Origin of the sequence: Marinobacterium sp. BA1 (genome assembly GCF_041155135.1) — a bacterium.
In the GTDB taxonomy this organism is placed as follows: domain Bacteria; phylum Pseudomonadota; class Gammaproteobacteria; order Pseudomonadales; family Balneatricaceae; genus Marinobacterium; species Marinobacterium iners.
Window position 1 is genome coordinate 1,314,636 of the sequence record NZ_BAAFHC010000001.1, and the last position, 24,431, is coordinate 1,339,066.

At 54.9% G+C, this 24,431-nt stretch carries 21 protein-coding genes; 4 read left to right on the forward strand and 17 right to left on the reverse strand.

Features of this window, described 5'->3' with window-relative positions; genetic code table 11:
• Nucleotides 1-120 precede the first annotated feature (120 nt).
• The gene (locus tag ACAM29_RS06510; RefSeq protein WP_369625124.1) at nt 121-1,755 is read left to right on the forward strand and encodes an electron transfer flavoprotein-ubiquinone oxidoreductase; all 1,635 of its coding nucleotides are present in this window, start codon (nt 121-123) and stop codon (nt 1,753-1,755) included.
• 108 nt (nt 1,756-1,863) lie between these two features.
• Here the strand turns inward: ACAM29_RS06510 and ACAM29_RS06515 are convergent, their stop codons facing one another.
• From ACAM29_RS06515 to ACAM29_RS06560, 10 genes are all read right to left on the reverse strand, one after another.
• On the reverse strand, nt 1,864-2,700 hold the full coding sequence (locus ACAM29_RS06515) for an ion transporter (RefSeq protein ID WP_369623606.1): 837 nt from the start codon (nt 2,698-2,700) through the stop codon (nt 1,864-1,866).
• A 60-nt stretch (nt 2,701-2,760) separates the two neighbouring features.
• Entirely contained in the window at nt 2,761-4,701 is a 1,941-nt protein-coding gene (locus ACAM29_RS06520; protein ID WP_369623607.1) for an alkaline phosphatase D family protein, read from the reverse strand.
• Between the two features lie 59 nt (nt 4,702-4,760).
• The gene (locus ACAM29_RS06525; RefSeq protein ID WP_091827026.1) at nt 4,761-4,946 is read right to left on the reverse strand and encodes a hypothetical protein; all 186 of its coding nucleotides are present in this window, start codon (nt 4,944-4,946) and stop codon (nt 4,761-4,763) included.
• Nucleotides 4,947-5,065: 119 nt separating this feature from the next.
• Nucleotides 5,066-6,166: a malate dehydrogenase gene (locus tag ACAM29_RS06530; protein ID WP_369623608.1), complete on the reverse strand. Its 1,101-nt coding sequence runs from the start codon at nt 6,164-6,166 to the stop codon at nt 5,066-5,068.
• A 238-nt stretch (nt 6,167-6,404) separates the two neighbouring features.
• The gene (locus tag ACAM29_RS06535) at nt 6,405-8,294 is read right to left on the reverse strand and encodes a propionyl-CoA synthetase (RefSeq protein WP_354406305.1); all 1,890 of its coding nucleotides are present in this window, start codon (nt 8,292-8,294) and stop codon (nt 6,405-6,407) included.
• A gap of 90 nt (nt 8,295-8,384) precedes the next feature.
• Nucleotides 8,385-9,278, reverse strand: coding sequence for a 3-hydroxyisobutyrate dehydrogenase (mmsB, locus tag ACAM29_RS06540; protein WP_369623609.1), 894 nt, complete (start codon nt 9,276-9,278; stop codon nt 8,385-8,387).
• 53 nt (nt 9,279-9,331) lie between these two features.
• Nucleotides 9,332-10,429 (reverse strand): enoyl-CoA hydratase/isomerase family protein, encoded by a 1,098-nt coding sequence (locus ACAM29_RS06545; protein WP_369623610.1) that lies wholly within the window; start codon nt 10,427-10,429, stop codon nt 9,332-9,334.
• A gap of 23 nt (nt 10,430-10,452) precedes the next feature.
• Nucleotides 10,453-11,229 carry an enoyl-CoA hydratase gene (locus tag ACAM29_RS06550; RefSeq protein ID WP_091827021.1) on the reverse strand — a complete coding sequence of 259 codons (777 nt, stop codon included), beginning with the start codon at nt 11,227-11,229 and terminating at the stop codon, nt 10,453-10,455.
• Nucleotides 11,230-11,266: 37 nt separating this feature from the next.
• On the reverse strand, nt 11,267-12,421 hold the full coding sequence (locus ACAM29_RS06555) for an acyl-CoA dehydrogenase family protein (protein ID WP_369623611.1): 1,155 nt from the start codon (nt 12,419-12,421) through the stop codon (nt 11,267-11,269).
• A 110-nt stretch (nt 12,422-12,531) separates the two neighbouring features.
• On the reverse strand, nt 12,532-14,025 hold the full coding sequence (locus ACAM29_RS06560) for a CoA-acylating methylmalonate-semialdehyde dehydrogenase (protein WP_206841299.1): 1,494 nt from the start codon (nt 14,023-14,025) through the stop codon (nt 12,532-12,534).
• Nucleotides 14,026-14,234: 209 nt separating this feature from the next.
• Between ACAM29_RS06560 and ACAM29_RS06565 the strand changes: the two genes are divergently transcribed.
• Nucleotides 14,235-15,140, forward strand: a complete 906-nt coding sequence (locus ACAM29_RS06565) for a helix-turn-helix domain-containing protein (protein WP_206841295.1) — start codon at nt 14,235-14,237, stop codon at nt 15,138-15,140.
• On the opposite strand, the gene ACAM29_RS06570 is transcribed toward ACAM29_RS06565, so the two are convergent.
• The 7 genes from ACAM29_RS06570 to ACAM29_RS06600 form a co-directional block, all read right to left on the reverse strand.
• Nucleotides 15,123-16,415 (reverse strand): diguanylate cyclase, encoded by a 1,293-nt coding sequence (locus ACAM29_RS06570; protein WP_091827017.1) that lies wholly within the window; start codon nt 16,413-16,415, stop codon nt 15,123-15,125. The genes ACAM29_RS06565 and ACAM29_RS06570 overlap by 18 nt on opposite strands.
• A gap of 94 nt (nt 16,416-16,509) precedes the next feature.
• Nucleotides 16,510-17,595 carry a ferrochelatase gene (gene hemH, locus ACAM29_RS06575; RefSeq protein WP_369623612.1) on the reverse strand — a complete coding sequence of 362 codons (1,086 nt, stop codon included), beginning with the start codon at nt 17,593-17,595 and terminating at the stop codon, nt 16,510-16,512.
• A gap of 181 nt (nt 17,596-17,776) precedes the next feature.
• A complete protein-coding gene (locus ACAM29_RS06580; RefSeq protein WP_091827039.1) occupies nt 17,777-18,703 on the reverse strand; it encodes a branched-chain amino acid ABC transporter permease in 927 nt (308 codons plus the stop codon).
• Nucleotides 18,704-18,713: 10 nt separating this feature from the next.
• Nucleotides 18,714-19,601: a branched-chain amino acid ABC transporter permease gene (locus tag ACAM29_RS06585; RefSeq protein ID WP_091827015.1), complete on the reverse strand. Its 888-nt coding sequence runs from the start codon at nt 19,599-19,601 to the stop codon at nt 18,714-18,716.
• A 114-nt stretch (nt 19,602-19,715) separates the two neighbouring features.
• Nucleotides 19,716-20,915, reverse strand: coding sequence for an ABC transporter substrate-binding protein (locus tag ACAM29_RS06590; RefSeq protein WP_369623613.1), 1,200 nt, complete (start codon nt 20,913-20,915; stop codon nt 19,716-19,718).
• Between the two features lie 48 nt (nt 20,916-20,963).
• Entirely contained in the window at nt 20,964-21,674 is a 711-nt protein-coding gene (locus ACAM29_RS06595; RefSeq protein WP_369623614.1) for an ABC transporter ATP-binding protein, read from the reverse strand.
• Nucleotides 21,671-22,492, reverse strand: a complete 822-nt coding sequence (locus ACAM29_RS06600; RefSeq protein ID WP_091827012.1) for an ABC transporter ATP-binding protein — start codon at nt 22,490-22,492, stop codon at nt 21,671-21,673. The genes ACAM29_RS06595 and ACAM29_RS06600 overlap by 4 nt, the downstream gene beginning before the upstream one ends.
• A gap of 299 nt (nt 22,493-22,791) precedes the next feature.
• On the opposite strand from ACAM29_RS06600, the gene ACAM29_RS06605 reads away from it, so the two are divergent.
• Together ACAM29_RS06605 and ACAM29_RS06610 are read left to right on the forward strand one after the other, a co-directional pair.
• Nucleotides 22,792-23,193, forward strand: coding sequence for a MerR family DNA-binding transcriptional regulator (locus ACAM29_RS06605; RefSeq protein ID WP_091827011.1), 402 nt, complete (start codon nt 22,792-22,794; stop codon nt 23,191-23,193).
• A 34-nt stretch (nt 23,194-23,227) separates the two neighbouring features.
• Entirely contained in the window at nt 23,228-24,394 is a 1,167-nt protein-coding gene (locus tag ACAM29_RS06610) for an isovaleryl-CoA dehydrogenase (RefSeq protein WP_091827010.1), read from the forward strand.
• Nucleotides 24,395-24,431: the final 37 nt, after the last annotated feature.

The following is a 24,431-nucleotide window of genomic DNA, read 5'->3' on the forward strand; positions in this document are numbered from 1 at the left end:
AGAAATAAGGGTTTTCACTTATACTAATTTACATACAATAGAGTCAGTCATAATGACTTACAATAAATAGAAGAATAAACCATCTGCACCGATGGAGGAGCAACCGTGAATCGCGAATCGATGGAATTTGATGTAGTAATCGTAGGCGCCGGGCCTGCCGGGCTCTCGGCAGCGTGCCGTCTGATGCAACAGGCCAAGTCAGCCGAGCAGGAACTGACCGTTTGTGTAGTTGAAAAAGGATCTGAGGTCGGCGCCCATATTCTTTCCGGTGCCGTGATGGAAACCCGCGCACTGGATGAGCTCTTCCCCGACTGGAAAGAGAATGGTGCCCCGCTGAAAACGCCTGTGACAGAAGATCAGGTGTTTCTGCTCAAGAATGAAACCGGTGCCATCAAACTGCCCAACGCCTTTGTGCCCAAGACCATGCACAACGACGGCAACTATGTTGTCAGCCTCGCCAATGTCACCCGCTGGCTGGGTGAACAGGCAGAACAGCTGGGTGTAGAAGTGTTCCCGGGCTTTGCCGCCGCCGAAGTACTGTACAACGAGGACGGCAGTGTTAAAGGGATCGCAACCGGTGATATGGGTGTGACCGCCAGCGGTGAACAGGGCCCCAACTACATGCCCGGCATGGAACTGCATGCCAAATACACGATTTTCTCCGAGGGCTGTCGTGGCCACTTGGGCAAACAATTGATCGAGAAGTACGCGCTCGACAAGGATGCTGACCCTCAACACTACGGCATCGGTATCAAGGAGCTGTGGGATATTGACCCTGCCAAACACAAGCCCGGCCTGGTCGTACACGGCTCCGGCTGGCCGCTGAGCGACGGCGCCAGTGGCGGTTTTTTCCTCTACCATGCCGAAGACAACCAGGTCGTTGTGGGTCTGATTATCGACCTGAACTATTCCAACCCATATCTAAGCCCGTTCGACGAGTTCCAGCGCATGAAACATCACCCCGAGATCAAGCAGTATCTCGAAGGTGGCAAGCGCGTGGCCTACGGCGCCCGAGCCATCACCAAGGGAGGCTTCAACACCCTGCCGAAGATGACCATGCCAGGTGCCCTGCTGATCGGCTGTGATGCCGGCACGCTGAACTTTTCCAAGATTAAAGGCATTCATACCGCCATGAAATCCGGCATGCTGGCGGCAGAGTCGATTGCAGCGGCACTGGTTAATGGCGATGCAGGCGGCAAGGACCTGACCAGCTTTACCGATGCTTACCAGGCCTCATGGCTGTATGACGAGTTGTATCGTGGACGCAACTTCGGCCCGGCGATGCACAAATTCGGCCCTTATCTGGGCGGTGCGTTCAACTATATCGACCAGAACTGGTTCGGCGGCAAAATCCCGGTGACCCTGCATGACCTGCATAAGGATCATGAGCAGCTTAAGCTGGCCAGTGAGAGTACGGAAATTCAGTACCCGAAACCGGATGGCGTCCTGTCGTTCGACAAACTCTCATCCGTGTTTCTTTCCAACACCAACCACGAAGAGGATCAGCCCTGCCATCTGCAGCTGAAAGACCCGAGCATCCCCATCAACCAGAACCTGCCCAAATATGCCGAACCGGCTCAGCGATACTGCCCTGCCGGTGTGTATGAAGTGGTGGAAGGCGATAGTGGTCCGCAGTTCCAGATCAATGCGCAGAACTGCGTCCACTGCAAGACCTGTGATATCAAGGATCCAGCCCAAAACATCAACTGGGTGGTACCTGAAGGTGCCGGCGGGCCGAACTATCCCAATATGTAGGTGAAGTAACAAGGCCGGCTTTAAGCCGGCCTTGTTACTTCAGAATCAGAATATGGTCAGCAGCTTTGACAAGCACGATCCAGCAGCAAAGCAGTGACTACAGTTAACTCACCGGTTACGCGTCCGCTCCTGTTCAAGTGCTGTCTCAATGCGCTGTAGTTGCTCGCTCATGGCAACCATATGCTCACGCATCCAGTGAATTTCGGCGGCCTCCCCCTCCCCGGACTCCAACTGCTCCGCGGCGCTCTCCTTCTGCATCACATCCAGCACAATACCAATCATCATGTTCAGGAATATGAACGCCGTGAGGAAAATGAAGCTTAGATAGAAGATCCAACTCAGCGGATACTCTTCCATGGTGGCGTACATGACATCGGTCCAGTCCTCGAAGGTCGCCACACGGAACAGCGTCAGCATCGAAATGGTGATATTACCCCACAGGAAGGGGTCGATGTTTCCAAACAGAAAACTGCCAATGGCCGCATATATGTAGAATATAATGAACATCAGCAAAGCCACATAACCCATGCGCGGAATGGATTTCACCAGCGCCGCCAGCAGCATACGCAATTCAGGGATCATGGAGACCAGTCGCAGAACACGGAAGACCCTGAGCAGACGTGCAATCAGGACCATTTCGGAGTCATTGATCGGTACTAGACTGGCCACAACAATCACGAAATCAAAGATGTTCCAGCCTTTCTTGAAAAAGTCGAAGAACCGCTTTTCCGCCGCCATCCTGACGATGATTTCAAACAGGAAAAACAGCGTCACCCCCAGATCAAGCCAGTTGATCAGCTGGTCAAACCTTGACGCTTCTTCGTAAGTTTTGGCGCCGATCAGCAGCGCCGAGGTAACAATGACCAGAATGACAAAGGTCTCGAACAGCTTATTGGCACGCAGCCGCTCAAGCCTGTCCTGAAGTCGAGTCCAGTAAATCCTCATGCGACGTACTCTCCGCAGCAAAATGGTAGTTAGGCGCGCGGATTATACGTTAGCGCCCCCTCAGCCCCAATGCTCCTCTTCGTCGGTCAGATCAAAACGTACATCTCGGCCATCAGCCCCCAGCTGCCAGACCTCTTCCGGAGCACCATCCTCGGCAAAGCGAACCAGCCCTATACCTGCCTTATTGACCAACCGACAGCCCTCTGCTGCACCTTCCGGGCGCCGGGGGGATACTTTCATCAGGCGACGTCGCGTAAACCAGTTTAACGGCGATGAAGGGGCGTAGAGCCAACGATTGAGCCGGTCGAATAAAGTCAGCAAACGAGGCGGGAACTCGTTTTTCAGACCGCTGCTGGTGATCTGCCAGATCTTTGGTCCACCCTTGCGGAAACGGATCTCGATGTCGTATACAAATGAGTAATGCACGTCCCCCGAGAGCACGACAAAATGCTCAGGTGTACGCGTATGGCGGAAAATGTTCAGGATCACGTTGGCGGCACCTGGATGTGCCATCCAGTTTTCTGCATCCACCATCAAGGGCTGGCCGAAAGTGGTGAAAATCTTTTGTACCGCTTCGATCAGTTTGACACCAAACACAGGGGCCGGGGAGACCAGAATTACGGCTTTTCGGTCCAGCAGGTGCTGCTGTAACTCGGTGAGTGCCTCCCAGTCCATCAACCCTGAAGGGCTGTTCAGGTTGCGCTCGGCGCGCCAGCGGCGGGTACGCGTATCCAGCACCAGCACACCGGGATCAATGGGGATAAGGTAGTCCCAGCGCTGAAACGCTATCAGCTCATCGATCAGGCTGTGGTGATCTTCTTCATCGTGTGTTTTAAGCCAACGCTCCACATGCTCACTCAAATGTTTGCGGATCTTGCGTGGCGCGTTGCCACTGCCCTGACAAAGCAGATAACCGATCATCGCATTACCAATGATCTGTCGTGAGAAGGGATGACCATAGGCGGACAACTCCCATGCAGCCGACAAATTCCAGTCATCCGTAACATCATGGTCATCAAAGATCATGTACGTGGGTAAATGTGCCATCACCCGGCGAACCTGAGGCAACTGTGCACGAAACCCAAGAATGGCATCCAATTCGTGGTCATACAGCTCGGCATGACGGGGGGAAAGCGCTGGCGGGTTCAGATCAATCCCTTGCCAGGCCTTTGGCGACCAGATCAGACAATAGCTGGCGATCACCTCAGCAAAGGTAATCAGGTGATTATGTGCGGAGTCACTGGTGAAAATGGGCTTGCGTACCCCGGCAAAAAAACGTTCCCGAACATTTTCACTCAGCTGATCCTTGGGCAAAAGCTGTTCACGTTGATAGTAGCAATACGGGCTTTGCCTCAGCTCAATGCCACTGTCAGCCCCCCCTCCCTCGAGTGTTTCATCCCACAGCCCCAGACGATCACTGAGCTGATGAGCCGCCCTTAGCATTGGCCCTGCCACATCATCCGCGTAGAGCTGGTCACCACTGAGCATCAACACGGCCGGCCAGTCAGCCGGTGCAGCAAGATGCTGCTCCAGCCAGGCGTCGGCACGCGCCAGCCCATCCCTTGATGGATAATGCGGCTTGCGGCAAGAGCCATGCAGCATTGAGCGCAGCTGAGGCTGGATCACAAACCCGGGCAAAAGCTCACCTGGATAGAGAAGGTCCGGACCCCACTCCTGTATGGAGCACCAACGAGTATCGCCCTGAGCACGAATCAGCAGATCGTAATCAATGCGCTCCCCGGTAGGCAGTGGATTTTCCGGCTGCAGATTCAGCAGGCAGATCCAGGCATGCTCGCCAACTTGAAGTGACCAGCACTCGTCTTTCGTAAGAACCCTGTCAAGCACTCCCCCCTGAGTGGTTTTCAGCCGCAGGGAAAAGTCCAGCACCTCAGTGGTCAGGCACCAGATTGTCAGTTCATCAGGCGTGATTCGGCGCAGAATGGGGCCAACCAAAACGGGAAAACGTGCGTCGGAACTGGAGGGAGGCAGAGATATCGACATTGTTCAGATTGAGGCCAAACTCACATCGTTTGGCCCGGGTCTCCTGAGGTGGAAGGTTATCAGTGCAGAGGTTCCTCGTATTTTTTACGGATCGCCATTAAAGCAGGCTGAATATCCAGAGGCGCATAGTTCATCGCCTGCTCAAACAGCTCCTTGTTCTCTTCCGAAAGGCGCTCTTCCTCGCTCATGGCCGAGAGCTGCTTCATGGCTTCAATGAATTTGGGGTGTGGAGTGTTCTGACTCATGGGATGCTCCTCCGCGCTGTTGGGGCAGAGATCAAGTGCTCTGCACGCCTATTGTGCCCGTCAAGGCGCATCAGAACCAGCCCGCAGGGCGCTAAAAACCTTGCGGGCCAAGTCTCAGGCTACATCACCCGATTGGTGGTCAGGTACTTGGAAGCAGCGTCCGGTCCTGTACCATCGGCATAGAGGGTAACGCCCGAGCGCAGGCAGATCGACAGGTTTTGATGTGATGCATCGGTTTCAGGCGGCAACAGATGGTTGACTGCAGCCTTCTCTTCAAGCAGCTCTGCTTCCGTAACCTTCATCATCTCGCGGCTCCAGTCTGATATGTCCAGACCACGTACAATCTGATACCGCCCGTAGTCACAACGCACCGGGAAAGAGTAGAAAATGCCCTTTTCGATGCCGTAACTGCCATCGCTCAGAATCCCCATACTGACGATTTCACCCGGTTGTGTTCCCAGCATCCAGTCATGCATGTGATCCACCACCGCCTGAGCAGCAGAGGCGGCACTGGACACGCCACGGGCCGCAATAATCTCGCCACCCCGTGTCTGGATCTTGGGGATGAACACTTCGCGATACCACCGCTCGTCAATCTGCTCCATCACCGGCTCATCCAGTACTGTAGCCTGATGCAGATCGGGAAACTGGGTGGTGGAATGGTTGCCCCAGATCACTACACGGCTGATGTTGCGCGGGTTGGCACCGGTATGGTTGGCCAGTATTCCCTTGGCACGATTGTGGTCCAGTCGCGTCAGCGCCGTGAACTGGGATGGACTCAGCTTGGGCGCATTGCGACTGGCGATCAATGCATTGGTATTGGCCGGATTGCCCACAACCAGGACCTTGACGTCGCGGTTGGCATGATTATTCAACGCCTGACCCTGCCGCGTGAAAATTTCTGCATTGGACTCCAGCAAGTCACTGCGCTCCATGCCTGGTCCCCTTGGACGGGCGCCGATCAGCAGTGCGTAGTGCACATTATCGAAACCGTCTTCCACGTTGTCATGCAGAGTGATGGTATGCAGCAACGGGTAGGCACAGTCCTCCAGCTCCATGGCAAGACCACGCAAGGCTTCCATACGATCAGGCATTTCAATCAGCTGGAGAATCACCGGCTGGTCCTTACCGAACATCTCGCCGCTGGCGATTTTGAATAACAAGTTGTTACTGATAGCACCGGCAGCGCCGGTAACGGCTATTCGGACAGGTCTGCGCATGATGACTCCCTCAAGTTGGTCTGCGAAGCGAAACGAATACGACTAAAGTCGTACCATTCAACGAATCGGCACACAACATGGCAAGTGAATCAGGCGGAATCAGGCAATCCCGAAATTGAACAGGCAACAAAAAAGAGGGAATCACTTCCCTCAAGCCCGAGAGACCATCCATGGCTTGGGTATGCAAGCATGGGGTCGGAGAAACAGAGTGATGGGCCCCACGACGGGGGCCCGGAGGTCAGGCAATACCTACCGCTTTGATCTTTTCTTCGATCTCCGGCAGGATGCTTTCGTCATCGATCGTCGATGGCATTTTGTACTCTTCGCTGGCCGCAATCTTGCGCAAAATGGCACGCAGGATCTTGCCTGAGCGTGTTTTCGGCAGTCGCTGCACCACGACCGCACGGCGGAAACAGGCCAGTGCACCCACCTGTTCGCGCACCATCGCAACCAACTCACTTTCTAGCTGGTCTTCATCGATTTCGACGCCAGCCTTGAGCACAATCAGCCCCACTGGAACCTGCCCTTTGAGTTCATCCGCCATGCCAATAACGGCACACTCAGCAACCGCGGCATGAGCGGAGACCACCTCTTCCATCTCACCGGTTGACAGGCGATGACCTGACACGTTGATCACATCATCTGTCCGGCCGGTGATATAAACGTAGTTATCTTCATCCTTATAGCCACCATCACCGGTATGGTAGTAACCCGGAAATGCAGTCAGGTACGAGCTGACAAATCGATCATTGTTGTTCCAGATGCTCCAGGCAACGCCCGGCGGCAGCGGCAGCTTAATGCAGATGTTACCGGCTTCCATCGCTCCGACCGGCTCACCGTCGCCATCCAGTACCTGAATATCGTAGCCGGGAATCGGTTTGTTGGTAGATCCTAGACGGGGCTCTGAGGGGGAATCCCAACCCATCATTGGCGCGGTCACCGGCCAACCGGTTTCAGTCTGCCACCAGTGGTCAACGACCGGCACTTTTAACAGATCATCCAGCCAGTAGTAGGTTGAGGAGTCCAGTTTTTCGCCGGCCACAAAGATCCAGCGCAGACTGCTCAGATCGTATTTTTTGGCCAGATCACCTTGCGCATCTTCCTTGCGCACCGCACGGAAAGCCGTTGGCGCACAAAACATGGAGTTGACCTTGTACTCTTCAATGATGCGCCAAAAGGCACCGGCATCCGGTGTCTTGATCGGCTTGCCTTCATAGAAAATCGCACTGCAGCCACCCATCAGCGGGCCGTAGACGATGAACGAGTGTCCCACCACCCAGCCAATGTCCGAAGCACCCCACCAGACATCACCGGCTTCCATGCCATAGACGTTGTTCAACGCGTAGCGCAATGCAACGGCATAGCCACCATTGTCGCGAACGATCCCCTTGGGCTGACCGGTAGTACCGGATGTATAGAGAATATAGAGCGGATCGGAACCCTTGACCGGAACGCATTCGGCCGGTTCTACACCTTCCTGCGCCTGATACCAGTCCAGATCACGACTGGGATCCATCTCGGCCTTCAGCATTGGACGCTGGCAGACCAGCGTGTGCGGAGGCCTATGGCTGGCCAGTTCAATTGCCTTATCGACTAACGGCTTGTATGCGATTTTTTTATCGAATTCAACACCGCAGGAGGCGGTCAGAATCACCTTGGGTTTGGCATCGTCAATGCGAATTGCCAGTTCATGCGGCGCAAAGCCGCCAAACACCACTGAGTGAACCGCTCCCAGACGAGCACATGCCAGCATGGCAACAGCGGCTTCAGGGATCATCGGCATGTAGATGACGACGGTATCACCCTTTTCAACACCCAAGTTTCGCAGGGTGCCAGCAAAACGACTGACACGTCCCTTCAGGTCGTTGAAGGTGATCGCTTCCTTGGTATCGGTGACAGGAGAGTCGTAGTAAAGCGCCACCTGATCCCCACGCCCCTGCTCCACTTGATGGTCAACCGCCAGATAGCAGGTGTTCAGCTCGCCATCGGCGTACCAGCTGTGCGTACCCCAGTCGGTGGTGGTCAAAGTGGTTTGCGGTGCCTTGTACCAGGCAATATTTTTGGCCTGCTCTGCCCAGTAGGCCTCGGGGTTGGCGATAGACGCGCGGTATTGTTCGTTGTAATCCATGCTCCACCTCATTTTATTCTTGTTATCGTGCGCGGCCCTTAACTTCAGAACCGAGTCAAGAGCCGCGCCGCAGACCGGAACTGGTCCGGCTTATTCGGCGTCCTGATACAGTCGAATCAGGCTGGAGAAATCCAGCGCACCGTTACCGGCTGACTTGTGAAGGTTAAACAGTGCACGGGCCGCGGAGCCCATTGGGGTGGCGGAAGCGCTCTGCTGACTCACTTCCATGGCAAGCCCCAGGTCCTTGAACATCAGGTCCACCATAAAGCCACCCTGGTAATCACGCGAAGCAGGCACGCCATCCATCACACCCGGAACCGGGTTGTACACCTGAAGCGCCCAGTTGTTGCCGGAGCTCTGTTTCATGATGTCAGACAGCACCTTCGGATCCAGGCCGTTTTTCATGCCCATGTTCAAGGCTTCACACGTGCCGGCCATCAGAATGCCCAACAGCATGTTGTTACATACCTTGGCCACCTGGCCTGCGCCATGATCGCCGGCATGGAAGATGTTTTTGCCCATGCACTCAAGCACCGGTTTTGCCTGTGCAAACTGGGCTTCGGACCCACCAACGATAAAGGTCAGCGTACCGGCCTGGGCACCGCCCACCCCACCGGAAACCGGTGCATCGATAAAGCCAATACCCTTGGCGGCACCGGCCGCGGCCACACGACGTGCCGTATCGGCATCGATGGTTGAGCTATCGATCACCAGCGTATTGCTGTCGATCAGATCAAACAGAGGTTGGTCGCCTGTTACAAAAAGCCCTTCAACATGCTTGCCGGCAGGCAGCATGGAAACGACAAAATCCACGCCTTTTACTGCGTCCTGAGCAGACCCGGCAGTCTGACAGCCCGCTTCCGCAGCCTGTGCCAGTGCCTGAGTGGACAGGTCAAACGCCTTGACGCTGTGACCCGCCTTGGCGAGATTGGCAGCCATTGGGCCGCCCATGTTACCCAGACCAATAAATGCGATTGTTGCCATAATGCTATTCCTTGTTTTTATTCTAAAAAGTCAAAGATGTGGATGATCGGTAATTACAGGTCTGCCAGTGGATGCTGCTGCCAGGGCGACTGAAACATACCCTCCAGAAACCGTGACTCAACCTCTTCAATGGAGGCAAAAGTCCAGTTCGGCTGTCCGTCCTTGTCGATCAGTAGCGCACGCACGCCCTCCTGCAGCTCACGATGACGGCAGCACTGTACTGACAGGATCAGCTCATGCTGGAACACTTCCTTGAGTGACAGGTGGCGACAGCGGTGCAGCTGCTCGTGGATCATCTTGATGGACAGTGGACTGCCGTGACTGATCGCCTTCTGTGCCCGCTTGATCCACTTGTCGTCGGACTCAAGCGCCAGCAGTGATTCAACCATCTCCTCAACGGAGTCATGGTCGGTCACTTCACGGATCAGGCCTTCATGGGCACGTATCGGCGCTGGCATCGCTTCAAAGATTTCACTGCATTCCTCTTCCAGTTCACGCAGCACTCGGCTGACAACGCCTCCGGCATCTTCACCCCAGTGCTCGCTCTGCAACCGCTCAAGCATGCCGTCACGCATATCTGCACTCAGGGCACGGTCGGCCAATCCCAGAAACAGCGCATCGGCCGCGTTGATCGGGTTGCCAGTGAGGCCGAGGAAGAGGCCAGTCCTCCCGGGCATGCGGTTGAGAAACCAGCTGCCACCGACATCCGGATAGAGACCGATGGTCACTTCCGGCATTGCCAGGTGTGAGGTTTCGGTCACGACGCGGTGACTGCAGCCGTTCATCAGGCCCATGCCCCCCCCCATGACAATGCCGCTGCCCCAGCAAATCACAGGCTTCGGGTAAGTGTGCAGGGTATAGTCAAGGCGATACTCACGGGTAAAGAACTGCTCCGGGAAGTCGGTATCCTCGGCCACCATTGCCTTGTAGAGATTGACGATATCACCGCCGGCACAGAACGCCTTGTCGCCAGCACTGTCCAGCAGCACCGCGACCACATTGGCATCATCACGCCACTCGTCAAGTTTCGGCTGGATCAGATCGATCATGTCCAGCGTCAGTGCGTTCAGTGATTTCTCCGCATTGAGGCGAATCTCTCCGATGATCTGGCCATCTTTTGTCGCGTGTTCAGTAAAGAGTACACAGCTCATACTTGGGCTCCCTTGGCACCGACTCAGCGGTTTTTCCATTCGGCCTTGCGTTTTTCAAGAAACGCGTTGACCCCTTCACGTTGATCTTCGGTATGGAACAGGTCCACGAAGAGTTCACGCTCGATGATGTAGCCCTGATCCAGCGGACGACTGCGACCGGACTGAATCAGCGTCTTACAGGCCGCTACTGCGGATGGGCTCTGCTCGCCTACCTGCTCGGCCAGATGCAAGGCACGCTCCAGTGCCTGCCCCTGCTCGACCACCTCTTCGACCAGTCCGATCTCAAGCGCCTTGTCAGCCTTCAGTCGCTCGCCGCAGAGGATCATGCGCTTGGCCCAGCCTTCACCCACCAGCCAGGTCAGGTTTTGGGTACCGCCAGCACAGGGCAGCAGACCGACTTTTGCTTCGGGAAGAGCCATCTGGGCTTGAGTTTCGGCAATGCGAATATCACAGGCCAGCGCCACTTCCAGACCACCGCCCATGGCAAAGCCGTTGATCGCTGCGATAGATACGCCACGGAAACGGCTCAGGGTTTCAAAGGCCTCACCAAACAGTCGCGCCATATCACGAGCCACGCTGCGATCGCCATCGGCGAACAGCTTAAGATCGGCGCCAGCTGAGAAGAATTTTTCACCCTCTCCGGTCAACACCAGACTCCAGATATCACGGTCTTCATTCAGCTCGCCAACAATGCGCACCAGCGCCTGCAGACTATCGGCGGTCCAGGTATTGGCCGGCGGATTGTTCATGGTCAGCAGCGCAACATGGCCACGCTTTTCAACTCGAATCAGTTCAGACATTACCCTGTTCTCCTTATGCTGGACTTGTCAGTAGGGCTTAGAGCTCGGCAGCACCTTCCGCCAGTACGCGGCGGGAGATGATCAGACGCATCACTTCGTTAGTACCTTCCAGGATACGGTGCACACGGGTATCACGCAGATAACGCTCCAGCGGATACTCCTTGATGTAACCGTTGCCGCCATACAACTGCAGCGCTTCATCACAGATGTTGTAACACACATCCGTGGCGAAACGCTTGGCCATGGCACAATAGGTCGTAGCATCAGGATGCCCCTTATCCAGCTTACTGGCCGCCAGACGTACCATTTGACGTGCGGCGATCAGCTCGGTCTGCATATCGGCAATGCGGAACTGCAGCGCTTGAAAGTCAGCCAAACGCTTGCCAAACTGCTTGCGCTCCAGCATGTATTCGGTGGCCTTGTTCAGCGCCTGCTGAGCGGTACCGACGGAGCAGGTCGCGATGTTGATACGACCACCGTCCAGTCCCTTCATGGCGATCTTGAAGCCGTCACCTTCCTTGCTGAGCAGGTTCTCGGCCGGAACACGCACGTCTTCGAAGGTGATCATGCGGGTTGGCTGGCAATTCCAGCCCATCTTGTCTTCCTTGCGGCCGTAGCTGATGCCGTCGCTTTTGGCATCAACCGCGAAAGCGGAAATGCCGGAGGCACCCTCGCCTCCGGTACGCGCCATCACCACCAGCACATCCGTGCTGCCGGCACCGGAGATGAAAATTTTGCTGCCATTGAGTACATAGTGATCGCCGTCAAGGCGGGCCGTGGTTTTCAGGGACGCCGCATCGGAGCCGGCATTGGGTTCGGTCAAACAATAGGAACCCAACATCTGGCCAGTCGCCAGCCCCTCGCCCCACTGTTCGATCACGGCAGGACTACCGAAACTGGCGACCATCCAGCTCACCATGTTATGGATCGTGATGTAAGCGGTGGTGGAGGTGCACCCCATGGCCAGCTGTTCGAAAATGATACTGGCATCCAGCCGGCTAAGGCCCAGGCCACCCACCTCTTCGGGGGTATAGAGAGAGCAGAAACCCAACTCGCCAGCCTTTTGCAGCACCTCGATCGGAAAAATCGCCTCCTGATCCCACTCGGCTGCGTTGGGTTCCAGTTCATTCTGTGCGAACGCCCGCGCCATGTCGGCAAAGGCGATCTGGTCTTCGTTCAGTTCAAAATCCATTCCATACCTCGGACGCACTCTGTTTATTGTTATGGTCACGGCGACCGGATCAATGAAGCCTGCGCCGCCATGACTCGGTTATTGCAACAGCGTGTTCTGTTAGCCTCGCATTATTTCAACTGGATCGTCATGTTCGGGCCTGACGCGATGTCATCCTCGAACCAGCGAGCGGTCACTGTCTTGGTTTCGGTGTAGAACTTCACTGCCTGCTTGCCGTAAGCATGCTGATCACCGTAGAACGACTTACGCCAGCCGGTGAAGGAGAACATCGGCAGAGGCACGGGTACCGGTACGTTGATGCCCACCTGACCCACCTTGATCTCGTGCTGGTACTTGCGAGCCGCCGCGCCGGACGACGTAAAGATAGAGGTGCCGTTGCCGTACGGGTTTTCGTTGATCAGTGCGATCGCCTCTTCAATCGTATCCACTTCCAGGGCGATCAGTACCGGACCAAAGATCTCTTCCTGGTAGATCGACATGTCACGGCTCACGTTGCGGAACATGGTCGGGCCAACCCAGTTGCCATCAGGATAGCCTTCCACCACACACTCGCTGCCATCCAGAATGCAGTCCGCGCCAGCATCCTTGCCTTCCTGAATCAGTCGCAACACACGCTCACGCGCCTGCGGATTGATCAATGGGCCATAACCGGCTTCGGGATCATTCCAGGCACCCGGGCGCACTTTTGCCAGCGCATCACGCACTTCCGGAATCCATTCACGAGCTTCACCCACGAATACCGCTACGGAGATGGCCATGCAACGCTGACCACCGGCACCGACTGACGCGCCCGCGATGTTATTGATCACCTGGTTCTTGGAGGCGTCGGGCATTACTACCATGTGGTTCTTGGCACCGGCGAAGGCCTGTACACGCTTCATGTGGTCGGTACCGGTGCGGTAGATGTGCTCACCCACGGTCACGGAGCCAACAAAGGAGATCGCCGGGGTATCCTTGTGGGTGAGAAGTTGATTCACCACATCCTTGGTACCGTGTACGATCTGCAGCAGGCCTTCAGGGGCACCCGCCTGTTGGAACAACTCAGCAAGGCGCATCGGAGTCAGCGGGTCTTGCTCGGAAGGTTTGAGCACGAACGTGTTGCCGCAGGCGATTGCCATCGGGAACATCCACAGCGGAATCATCGCCGGGAAGTTGAACGGCGTAATGCCGACACATACGCCCAGCGGCTGGGTGATGCTGTAGCAATCGATCTTGCGAGCAACGTTTTCGACAGTCTCACCCATGCTCAGAGACGCGATGTTGCACGCGTGCTCAACTACCTCGATACCGCGCCACACATCACCTTTGGCGTCTTCAAAGGTCTTGCCGGTTTCTTGAGCCAGCAGTTCAGCCAGCTCATCGTGATGCTCTTTCAGCAGATGCTGGTAGCGCAGCATAAGACGGGCACGGTCACCAACGGAGGTTTCCTTCCAGGTCTCGAATGCAGTCTTGGCGGCTTCGATGGCGCGCTCAACCTCTTCGGGAGTCGCACAGGGAACCTGCGCCAGCACTTCCTGAGTCGCGGGATTGGTGACCGGCAGCCACTGGCTGGTTTCACTCTGGACAAATTCGCCACCGATCAGGAGTGGTACATGCTGAGTCATTCGTTTCACCTTCACTGTCAGATTTATTGTTGTTATCTGTTCAGAAAGCAGCCAAACCACCTTCTGTTTACGTTAACGTTAATTCCTTGTCCATTTTGTAACACAGCCCGAAGGTCCTCAGGATTGATAATGTTGCTCACATGATGGACTATATTGTTGCCAAGTAAGGGTTTTCACTAAAGCATATAAAACCAAAGACTAAGGATTTCATGAGCACCCCATCCAGCTGGCCCCTGCCCCCGGAAAGCATCCGTTTCGTCCTGCCCCGGCAGATGGTTTCGAAACTAGCGACACACCCACTCAGCGAGCAGTTGTATCCGCTTGGGATCGGTTATTACCAGCTCGCACGGGGACACGAAATGCGCCGTGAACAGCATGATGACTTTCTGCTGATCTACTGTCTTGAGGGCAGCGGACGCGTCGAGTACGGCACCGACCGCAAACGCCGAATCATTCGTGCCGGGGACCTGCTGGTGCTGCCACGTGGCACGCCTCATCATTACTGGACCGACCAGCGCGACCCCTGGAGTATCTACTGGATCCATTTCGATGGCGCGCTCTCCCAGGCGTTCATTGATCAACTGGCGCTGGACCCCGGCTCCCCCTTGCTGCCACTGGGGATCCATTCACGATTGGTATCGGATTTTGAAGCCTTGCTGGACACACGCCAGGCACGTCACCATCTGGCGTCTTACCTGCACAGCGCCAATCAAATGCGTCAGCTAATGACACATATTGCGCTGTTACGCCCTCTGGCGCGGCAACAGCAGGAGGAGTCGCTTGATCTGGAGAAAATTCACAGCTTGATGCAGGCGCGGCTGCATGAACAGATCGATGTAGATACCCTGGCAGCCGCCGTCAGCTTGTCCAAATATCACTTCATCAAGAAGTACAAGGCATTGACCGGTACGACTCCGATTAACCATTTCATTCAGCTCAAGATTGAACGAGCCTGCCACTTGCTGGATGTAACCAACAAGGGCATCAAAGAGATTGCATGGGCGGTAGGGTATGAAGATGCCTATTATTTCTCACGCATTTTCAGAAAAATGATGGGGATTTCTCCCAGTCAGTACCGTGCGATACGACTGGGGCGTTCATCGTACGTTGGCTGAACAGCCTTCACAGCATCGGGGGTCGTCATAAAGCACAACCTGATTCTTGCCTCCATGCTTTGCCGCGTAGAGGGCCGAGTCAGCACGAGCGACCAGGTCCACAAGACTGGTCGCATCTCGCGGATAGAGGGAGACACCAATACTGGCTGTCAGATCCAGTGTTTTCAGCGCGTCGGGCAAACTTACGCGAGCAATGCCGTGACAAAGCTTCTGCATCAGGCTTTTCATGCCATCGGCATCAGTATCAGGACACACCAGCACAAATTCCTCCCCGCCCCAGCGGAACAGAACATCCGAGCGTCGGGTAAACTCATCGATATAGGCAGCAACATGCTGGAGCACTTGATCACCGGCCAAATGCCCATGCAGATCATTGATCTGTTTGAAGTCATCCAGATCGACCAGTGCCAATCCCAGTGGCCGACGCTGACGCCGCATTAGTGCTATCTGCTGCTCGGCCAAACCTTCACCACGACGCCGATTGAACAGCCCCGTCAAGACATCGTAGTCGGCCTGCTTCTGCAGCTCCAGTTCCTGCATTTTGAGATCGGTCAGGTTGAACACCATTCCGATCACACGGACAGGTTTGCCCTGCTCGTCACGCTCGCGTACCTGGCCACAGTCTCGCACCCACAAGTAGTGTCCGTTGCGGTTCTTGAGCCTGTATTCCGCCTCAAACAGATGACGCCGTCCCTGCAGGTGTTCTTCAAGAATGCTCAGCACAAGGGGGGCATCTTCCGGGTGGATGTTACTTTTCCAGCTTTCCAGCCGCGGCTGCATCTCATCCGGGCCATAGCCCAGCAAACGCTTCAGGTTGGGGCTGAAATACAGCTGCCCACTGTCCACCTGCCAGTCCCACACGCCATCTGCCACATCATGCAGGCCCTGCCACACATTTTGCGGCGCCTGTTGTACCAGACAGAACTGTTGCATCCGCTTGCTGATATCGCGCGCAACAGAAATAAACACTTCACGTCCATCGACCTGATCAATCGAAACACGAATTTCAACCGGCAATTCATAGCCATCAGAACAGATATGATGGCCTATAAACACAAACGAGCCATGCTCCCGTGCACTTGCAACAATCTTGTGCCAGTGATCCATACCTGTCACATCTCGCTGCAGGGTCAGTACCGAATGGCCCAGCACCTGCTCCCGGCTATAACCCAGATCAGTACAGGCCGCACGGTTGCAGCCGATGATCTCCGAGGTTTCGGAATCGACAATATAGACGGCGTCGGGAAGGTGTTCGTACAGTTGTGCCAAATCCATAAAAGGCTCCTGGCTCCGGGTCATCCTGTCATACCGGAGCGGTCAATCAATCCATAATATTGAGACCATTCCTGTTGTGAAGCATTGCCTGTGCCTATCGCTCCGCCCCCTGATCCTGCGCAAGTTTCTGACACTTTTTGCCTTCATCGGCAGGTGACAAATCCCAGCCCTGCAGATGCTTCAGGATCAGTTTTTCCAATGCATCGATGTGAGTCGGTTCTGCATTCAACGCAGGGATGTATTCATAGCGCTCGCCACCAGACTCCATGAAGTACTCCCGGTTCTCCTGTCCGATCTCTTCGATGGTTTCCAGACAATCGGCCGAGAAGCCAGGACAGATCACCTGTACCGATTTGACGCCCTGTTGTGGAAAGCCCTTCAACGTTTCATCCGTATAGGGTTTGAGCCACTCTTCTCGACCAAAACGTGACTGAAACGTGGTCATCCAACTGCCGGGCTCCAGCCCAAGCCGCTCGGCAAGCAAACGACTGGTCTTGTGGCACTCGCAAAAATAGGGATCGCCCTGCAGAAGATAGCGCTTGGGTATACCGTGGTAAGACATTAACAGACGGTCAGCCCGACCATGACGCTTCCAGTGTGCCTCAACCGAAGCCGCCAACGCATCAATATAGTCTGGTTCATCATGATAGTGATTCACCATCCTCAATTCCGGTAACCATCGACGGGTACGAAAATCCTCGGCAACAGCATCAAAGGTTGAAGCTGTAGTGGCACCGGAGTACTGCGGGTACAGAGGTAACACCAGCAGACGCCTCACACCGGCCTGTTGCATGCGCTCTATCACGCTGGTAATGGAAGGATTTCCATACCGCATCGCGAATTCAATCATAATATTTTCGCCAAAACGATGGTGCAGTCGCTCCTGCAGTGCTGCCGTCTGTGCCTGTGTATGCAGCAGCAGCGGAGACCCTTGATCGGTCCAGACCTCTTTATAGGCTGCGGCCGAACGACGCGGTCTAATGTTCAGAATGACGCCATTGAGAATACACCACCAGATCGGTCGCGGCACTTCAACCACACGCGGGTCCCAGAGAAACTCTTTCAGATATCGCCTCAGGGCCTTGGGCGCAGGCTCATCCGGTGTCCCCAGGTTGGTGACCAGCACCCCGGTCAATTCTTTCTGGTCGTGACTGAAGCCCTTTACTCCGCGATAGCCCATTACAGCTCCCTGAATAACAAAAGCCCTGATACTTTGCGATCAGGGCAAATAGACGAGACTTGATGTCACGTGATCCTAGTCGATACGTTGCCTCACGCCAAGTGGATCACCGCTGAAGAGTGGCAACAAAAAACGCCCGCCGGGGGCATCTCCGACGGGCGAATCGCTCGACACTCTCGACTTAGCCGAAATTGCGTTTCCACATTTTCTGCAACTCGCCAACGATACCGCTGCGGAACGCCAGCACACAGATCACGAAAATGAAGCCCATGATGATATGTACATAGTTGCCCAACTCACCACCGGACAGGTAGTTCTGCATGGTCACGATCACACCGGCACCGACAACCGGACCCAGAATGGTGCCGACACCACCTACCAGCGTCATCAGCACCACCTCACCGGACATGTGCCAGTGCACATCGGTCAGTGACGCCAGCTGGAATACCAGAGTCTTGGTCGAACCGGCCAGACCGGCCAGTGCGGCTGAAATGGTAAAGGCAACCCATTTGTAGTCATTGACGTTGTAGCCCAGGGAAACAGCACGCGCTTCATTCTCACGAATCGCTTTCAGCACCTGGCCAAAAGGCGAATGGATAGTACGATGAATCACCCAGAAACCAATCAGAAACACGGCCAGTACGAAATAGTACATGTTCATGTTGTCGGACAGATCAATGAATCCGAACAGATTTCCACGCGGTACCCCCTGCATGCCATCCTCGCCACCGGTGAACGGCGCCTGGAGGTAGATAAAGAAGACCAGCTGTGCCAATGCCAGTGTCACCATGGCGAAGTAGATCCCCTCACGCTTCACCGACAATTTGCCGAATACCGCCCCCAAGGCACCTGCCGCAACAGTTCCCAGGATGATCGCCAGCTCGGGCGTCATACCGGAGTTCATCATCAGCCAGCCGGTGATATAACCACCCGTACCCAGAAAGGCAGCATGACCGAATGACAGCAGCCCTACATACCCCAGCATCAGGTTGAACGCACAGGCAAAGAGCGCAAAACAGAGCAGCTTGGCCAGAAATACCGGGTAGAGGAAAAAGGGAGCCACTACCGCCAGCACCAGAAGTGCTACATAGAGTTTGTTTACTTTCATCATAACCCCCTCAGGCTTCCTTACCGAACAGACCGGCCGGTTTCACCAGCAATACAATCACCATGACCAGAAAGATGACGGTATTGGACGCTTCCGGGTAAAAATACTTGGTCAAGCCTTCGATGACGCCCATGCCGAGACCCGTCAGTATTGCGCCACCAATGGAGCCCATACCTCCGATCACCACAATGGCGAAAACCACAATCAGAATGTTGGAACCCATATCCGGTGACACGGAGTAGATCGGGGCTGCCATGACACCGGCAAGGCCGGCCAGACCCACACCGAAGCCAAAGGTCAGTGTCACAATCAAGGGAACGTTAATACCAAATGCCTGCATCAACTGCGGGTTCTCGGTACCGGCACGCAGATAGGCGCCCAGTTTGGTTTTCTCAATCATCCACCAGGTCAGGCCACAGACCACGACCGAGGCACAGATGATCCAGAGACGATAGTCCGGCAAATACATGAACGGCAGCTTGGTACCGCCACGCAATGCATCAGGAATGGTGTATGACATACCTGAAGAGCCATACAGATGGGTAAACAGCCCCTGCAGAATCAGCGCAACCCCGAAGGTCAGCAGCAGACTGTAAAGATGATCCTCATTGGCAATGGGACGGATCAAAAACCGCTCCATCAGGATACCGACAAAGCCAACCACCAGCGGCACTATCACCAGTGCAGCCCAATAGTTGATGCCGAAGTAGTTCAGCGCCATCCAGGCAGCAAAGGCACCCAGCATGTACATGGCACCCTGAGCAAAGTTGATGATCTTGAGCAGACCAAAGATGATTGCCAGCCCCAGGCTGAGCAGAGCATAGAATGACCCGTTGATCAGACCGACCAGCAGCTGGCCGAAAAGACCAAAGAGATTGATACCGAGAAATGTCGCCATAGCCTTGTCCCGTTCTCACCTGCCTGATCCTGCGGCCAGAAGCAGCCGTCAGGCTGCCCTGCCGCCCGATTCAGGGCAGCAGGACAGAGTTGTTGCAGGGTTTAACTCTTATTGTTATTTGAAGTCGCACTCAGGCAGTACCGGAGCAAAAGCCTGATCACCCGGGATCACACTGACGACCTTGAAGATGTCATTGTTATCACGGCGTTCCTCAGGCTTCTTGATTTCGACATAGTACATGTCGTGAACCATGCGGCCATCGCTGCGCAGCGTTGCATTGCGGGAGAAGAAGTCATCTGGCTTCATCTCTTTCATTTTCTTGATAACGGCATCGGATTCATCCGTACCGGCAGCTTCAATCGCCTTCAGGTAGTGCATGGTCATGGAGTAGGCACCGGCATGTCCCATCGCCGGGATGGCGCCGTGACGTTCCATGAAGCGCTTGCTCCACGCACGAGTCTGATCATCATAATCCCAGTAGAAACCTGTTGTGGTACGCATTCCACCCGCGGTATTGGCATCCATTGCCTGGGCATTCGGAGTGAACACCAGCAGACCGGCCACGTCCATCATCTGAGTCAGACCAAACTCTGAAGCCGCCTTGAGCGAGTTGACGGTATCACCACCGGCGTTGGCCAAGGCCACTACGTCGGCACCTGAAGACTGCGCCTGCAGGATGTAGGACGAAAAGTCAGTAGTTCCCAGCGGCGCACGCGCTGCACCCACGACCTCACCACCGTTCTCCTGAATAACCTTGGTGGCAACACCTTCAAGGGCGTGACCAAACGCATAGTCAGCGGTAATGAAGAACCATTTTTTCTTGCCGGCATCGACCATCGGCTTCACGGTGCCGTTGGCCAGTGCCACTACGTTGTAAGTCCAGTGAACGTTATAGGGTGAACACTGCTTGGTGGTGAACGCGTTGGAAGCGGCTGTCGAGATCAGAGCGATCTTCTTGGCCTCGGTGGTTACCTTGGTCGCAGCACCCACCACAGCCGATGATACCAGGCCGCCTACCGCGTCAACCTGCTCGTTTTCCACCCACTTGCGCACGATGGCAGAACCAACGTCCGGCTTGAGCTGATCGTCAGCACTGACGATTTCGATCGGCGCACCCAGAACAGTACCACCGAAGTCTTCAACCGCCATTTCAATCGCGGTTACACAGCCTTTACCACAGATATCCGCATACACACCGCCCATGTCAGCCAGCACACCGATCTTGACCTTGCCATCAGAGACATTGGCCATGGCAGCTGAGGACGCAAAAGCGGCAACGGACGCAGCGAGAAGGGTCTTTTTCATCATTTTCATCGTTACTCTCCTGTCGAGCATTGTTATTTTTATTTCTCAGTTAAGGGATCAAACCCCAAGATAGGTGTTCAGGAGCTCTGTTTTGGCTTCAAGCTCATTGGCTTGAATTTCCTCAACGATATGACCGTGTTCCATAACGTAGTGACGGTCGGCGATGGGGGCAGCAAAACGGAAGTTTTGCTCCACCAGCAGGATGGTCAAGCCTCGCTCCTTAAGCTTGACCAGTACCTCACCCAGCTTCTGCACGATTACCGGGGCAAGGCCTTCGGTAATCTCATCCAGCAACAGAATATTGGCACCCGAGCGCAAAATACGCGCCAGGGCCAGCATCTGCTGCTCCCCGCCAGAAAGGCGGGTCCCCTGACTGTATCGACGTTCGTACAGATTGGGGAACATTTCGTACAACTCTTCAACACTCATGCCATCGGAGCGCACTGCCGGCGGCAGCAAAAGATTCTCTTCCACGTTAAGGCTGGAAAAGATGCCTCGCTCTTCAGGGCAATAACCCAGCCCAAGGTGAGCGATCTTGTGCGCGGGCATATTGATGGTTTCATTGCCATTGATATTGATCGAACCGGTACGGCGTCCCACCATATTCATGATGGCGCGCAAGGTGGTACTGCGTCCGGCACCGTTTCGGCCCAGCAGCGTAACCAACTCGCCCTGCATGATATTCATGTCGATGCCATGCAGGATATGGGACTCACCATAAAAGGCGTGCAGGTCATCGATGCGCAATTTCTCGCCATAAGTGCTCATGCCTGAGTCTCCTCTGCCGCTGCTGCATCTCTGGCTGCCTGTTCGTTGGCTCGATCCTGTTCCTCACTGGCAGCCGTACCCATATAGGCCTCTCGAACACGCGGATCAGCCGAAACAGTCGCGTAATCACCTTCCGTAAGAATGGCACCGCGCTGAAGCACCGTGATTCTGTCCGCAAGTTTGGAGACAACATGAAGGTTATGCTCAACCATCAGAATGGTTCGACCTTCAGATACTTTCTTGATGAGGTCGGCGACCAGCCCCACATCTTCATGGCCCATACCCTGAGTCGGCTCATCAAGCAGCATCAACTCAGGCTCAAGCGCCAGCGTGGTAGCAATTTCCAGGGCGCGCTTGCGACCATAGGAAAGATCAACCGTTTGTGCGTCCGCAAACTCCGCCAACCCGACAGAATCAAGCAGCTCAACTGCTCGATCATTGAGTTTGTTCAGCACGTTTTGGGGGCGCCAGAAGTGAAAGCTATTGCCTTCCTTGCGCTGCAGCGCAATACGCACATTCTCCAGTACCGTAAGGTGTGGAAACACCGCGGATATCTGAAATGAGCGCACCACACCCGCACGAGCAATGGCAGCTGGTTTCATGGGCGTGATGTCACGGCCATTGAATAGAATCTGACCCGTTGTGGGAATCAAAAACTTGGTCAGCAGGTTGAAAACTGTGGTCTTACCGGCTCCGTTGGGGCCGATAAGGGCGTGTATGTTTCCGCGTGTCACCTGAAGGTTGACGTCATCTACCGCGGTGAAACCCTTAAACTCTTTTACAAGGTTACGAGTTTCGAGAACGTAGTCTGCACTCATGTGTAAACCAAGCCTCTTTGTTGTTTTTATGCTGGCTTTCGCACTAGGCGTCGGATTCTTACCTGAACGTAAGGTATGGACGCAAACTAGCAATTTACCTTAGGGGAATACAATTACTACTTTAGTCTAAACAAGCAGTCCAAATACAGATAAAAACACAATATATCTCAATATTTTCAACAGGTTAATTCGAAAACTCCGTGCGCATTGCGCAACAAAATTAATTTCTCGACACTTTACGTTAACGTAAACTTCATTTAGCCTGCATATACACGATAAGCAACAGGATTCAGAGCCACATGAGTAGAACCTACTCCATCAGCGAACTGGCCAGCGAGTTTGATGTAACAACTCGCAGCATCCGCTTCTATGAAGACCAGGGATTGCTGCACCCAACACGTCGTGGACAGACGCGCATTTACAGCAGTAAGGATCGGGTAAGACTGAAACTGATTCTGCGCGGCAAGCGCCTTGGGTTCTCTCTTGCCGAGACCAGGGAGCTGTTTGATCTGTGGGATGAAACACTCAGCGGCAGCGAGAAACAGCTCAACTTGATGCTCAGGACCATCACGACCAAACGTGCGGAACTGGAGCAACAGCTGAATGACATTGCAATGGTACAGCTTGAACTGGACAGCGCAGAAACCCGCTGCCGAGAAGCACTAACCGAACTACAACAAAAAAAGATGACGACCGAGTGACTGGATCACGGCATCATAATCAAAGGTGGACATAATGATCTCTGCATATTCTGAACTGAACTTTGGACTGGGCGAAACCATCGACATGCTGCGCGAACAGATCAACAGTTTCGCCGCTCAGGAAATTGCTCCCCGTGCCGAAGCGATTGACCACGAAAACCTGTTCCCGAACGATCTCTGGCGCAAGTTTGGCGACATGGGTCTGCTTGGGATTACGGTAAAGGAAGAATGGGGTGGCGTTGAGATGGGCTACCTGGCCCATGTTATTGCCATGGAAGAGATCAGCCGTGCCTCCGCCTCCGTTGGCCTGTCTTACGGTGCTCATTCCAACCTGTGCGTCAACCAGATTCACCGCAACGGTAACGATGAGCAGCGCGCCAAATATCTGCCCAAACTCATCAGCGGTGAACATATCGGCGCCCTGGCGATGTCCGAGCCCAACGCGGGTTCCGATGTGGTGTCGATGAAACTCACCGCGCGCGATGCCGGTGACCATTATGTGCTTAACGGCAACAAAATGTGGATCACCAACGGCCCCGATGCCAACGTCTATGTGATCTACGCCAAGACCGACCCGGCTGCCGGCCCCAAGGGTATCACCGCCTTTATTGTTGAGCGTGATACCGAAGGTTTCACCCAGGCACAGAAGCTGGACAAGCTGGGCATGCGCGGCTCCAACACCTGTGAGCTGGTATTCCAGGATGCCAAGGTACCGAAGGAAAATATCCTCGGCGAACTCAACGGCGGTGTTAAGGTGCTGATGAGCGGGCTGGACTACGAGCGGCTGGTACTTTCTGGTGGCCCGCTGGGCATCATGCAGGCAGCGATGGACATCGTGGTACCTTACATCCGCGATCGCAAGCAGTTCGGCCAGGCTATCGGCGAGTTCGAGCTGGTACAGGGCAAAGTGGCCGACATGTACACCCAAATGAACGCAGCCAAATCCTACGTTTATATGGTGGCCCAGTCTGCCGACCGCGGCGAAACCACCCGCAAGGATGCCGCCGGAGCCATTCTCTACTCAGCCGAAATGGCTACCAAGGTGGCACTGGATGCCATCCAGCTGCTGGGCGGCAACGGCTACATCAATGAATTCCCGACTGGTCGTCTGCTGCGCGATGCCAAGCTGTACGAGATTGGTGCCGGCACCTCCGAGATTCGCCGCATGCTGATTGGCCGTGAGCTGTTCCTCAACAAATAAGCTTTCCTCAACCAACAAGAATAATCGACACCGTCCG

What these genes read in the sequence shown, in the direction of transcription:
- ACAM29_RS06590 (WP_369623613.1), bottom strand. Translation starts at nt 20,915, where the DNA reads ATGAAAATGATGAAAAAGACCCTTCTCGCTGCGTCCGTTGCCGCTTTT.
- ACAM29_RS06595 (WP_369623614.1), bottom strand. Translation starts at nt 21,674, where the DNA reads ATGAGCACTTATGGCGAGAAATTGCGCATCGATGACCTGCACGCCTTT.
- ACAM29_RS06510 (WP_369625124.1), top strand. Translation starts at nt 121, where the DNA reads ATGGAATTTGATGTAGTAATCGTAGGCGCCGGGCCTGCCGGGCTCTCG.
- ACAM29_RS06515 (WP_369623606.1), bottom strand. Translation starts at nt 2,700, where the DNA reads ATGAGGATTTACTGGACTCGACTTCAGGACAGGCTTGAGCGGCTGCGT.
- ACAM29_RS06605 (WP_091827011.1), top strand. Translation starts at nt 22,792, where the DNA reads ATGAGTAGAACCTACTCCATCAGCGAACTGGCCAGCGAGTTTGATGTA.
- ACAM29_RS06530 (WP_369623608.1), bottom strand. Translation starts at nt 6,166, where the DNA reads ATGCGCAGACCTGTCCGAATAGCCGTTACCGGCGCTGCCGGTGCTATC.
- ACAM29_RS06610 (WP_091827010.1), top strand. Translation starts at nt 23,228, where the DNA reads ATGATCTCTGCATATTCTGAACTGAACTTTGGACTGGGCGAAACCATC.
- hemH (WP_369623612.1), bottom strand. Translation starts at nt 17,595, where the DNA reads ATGGGCTATCGCGGAGTAAAGGGCTTCAGTCACGACCAGAAAGAATTG.
- mmsB (WP_369623609.1), bottom strand. Translation starts at nt 9,278, where the DNA reads ATGGCAACAATCGCATTTATTGGTCTGGGTAACATGGGCGGCCCAATG.
- ACAM29_RS06520 (WP_369623607.1), bottom strand. Translation starts at nt 4,701, where the DNA reads ATGTCGATATCTCTGCCTCCCTCCAGTTCCGACGCACGTTTTCCCGTT.
- ACAM29_RS06535 (WP_354406305.1), bottom strand. Translation starts at nt 8,294, where the DNA reads ATGGATTACAACGAACAATACCGCGCGTCTATCGCCAACCCCGAGGCC.
- ACAM29_RS06555 (WP_369623611.1), bottom strand. Translation starts at nt 12,421, where the DNA reads ATGGATTTTGAACTGAACGAAGACCAGATCGCCTTTGCCGACATGGCG.
- ACAM29_RS06600 (WP_091827012.1), bottom strand. Translation starts at nt 22,492, where the DNA reads ATGAGTGCAGACTACGTTCTCGAAACTCGTAACCTTGTAAAAGAGTTT.
- ACAM29_RS06560 (WP_206841299.1), bottom strand. Translation starts at nt 14,025, where the DNA reads ATGACTCAGCATGTACCACTCCTGATCGGTGGCGAATTTGTCCAGAGT.
- ACAM29_RS06550 (WP_091827021.1), bottom strand. Translation starts at nt 11,229, where the DNA reads ATGTCTGAACTGATTCGAGTTGAAAAGCGTGGCCATGTTGCGCTGCTG.
- ACAM29_RS06585 (WP_091827015.1), bottom strand. Translation starts at nt 19,601, where the DNA reads ATGGCGACATTTCTCGGTATCAATCTCTTTGGTCTTTTCGGCCAGCTG.
- ACAM29_RS06580 (WP_091827039.1), bottom strand. Translation starts at nt 18,703, where the DNA reads ATGAAAGTAAACAAACTCTATGTAGCACTTCTGGTGCTGGCGGTAGTG.
- ACAM29_RS06565 (WP_206841295.1), top strand. Translation starts at nt 14,235, where the DNA reads ATGAGCACCCCATCCAGCTGGCCCCTGCCCCCGGAAAGCATCCGTTTC.
- ACAM29_RS06525 (WP_091827026.1), bottom strand. Translation starts at nt 4,946, where the DNA reads ATGAGTCAGAACACTCCACACCCCAAATTCATTGAAGCCATGAAGCAG.
- ACAM29_RS06545 (WP_369623610.1), bottom strand. Translation starts at nt 10,429, where the DNA reads ATGAGCTGTGTACTCTTTACTGAACACGCGACAAAAGATGGCCAGATC.
- ACAM29_RS06570 (WP_091827017.1), bottom strand. Translation starts at nt 16,415, where the DNA reads ATGGATTTGGCACAACTGTACGAACACCTTCCCGACGCCGTCTATATT.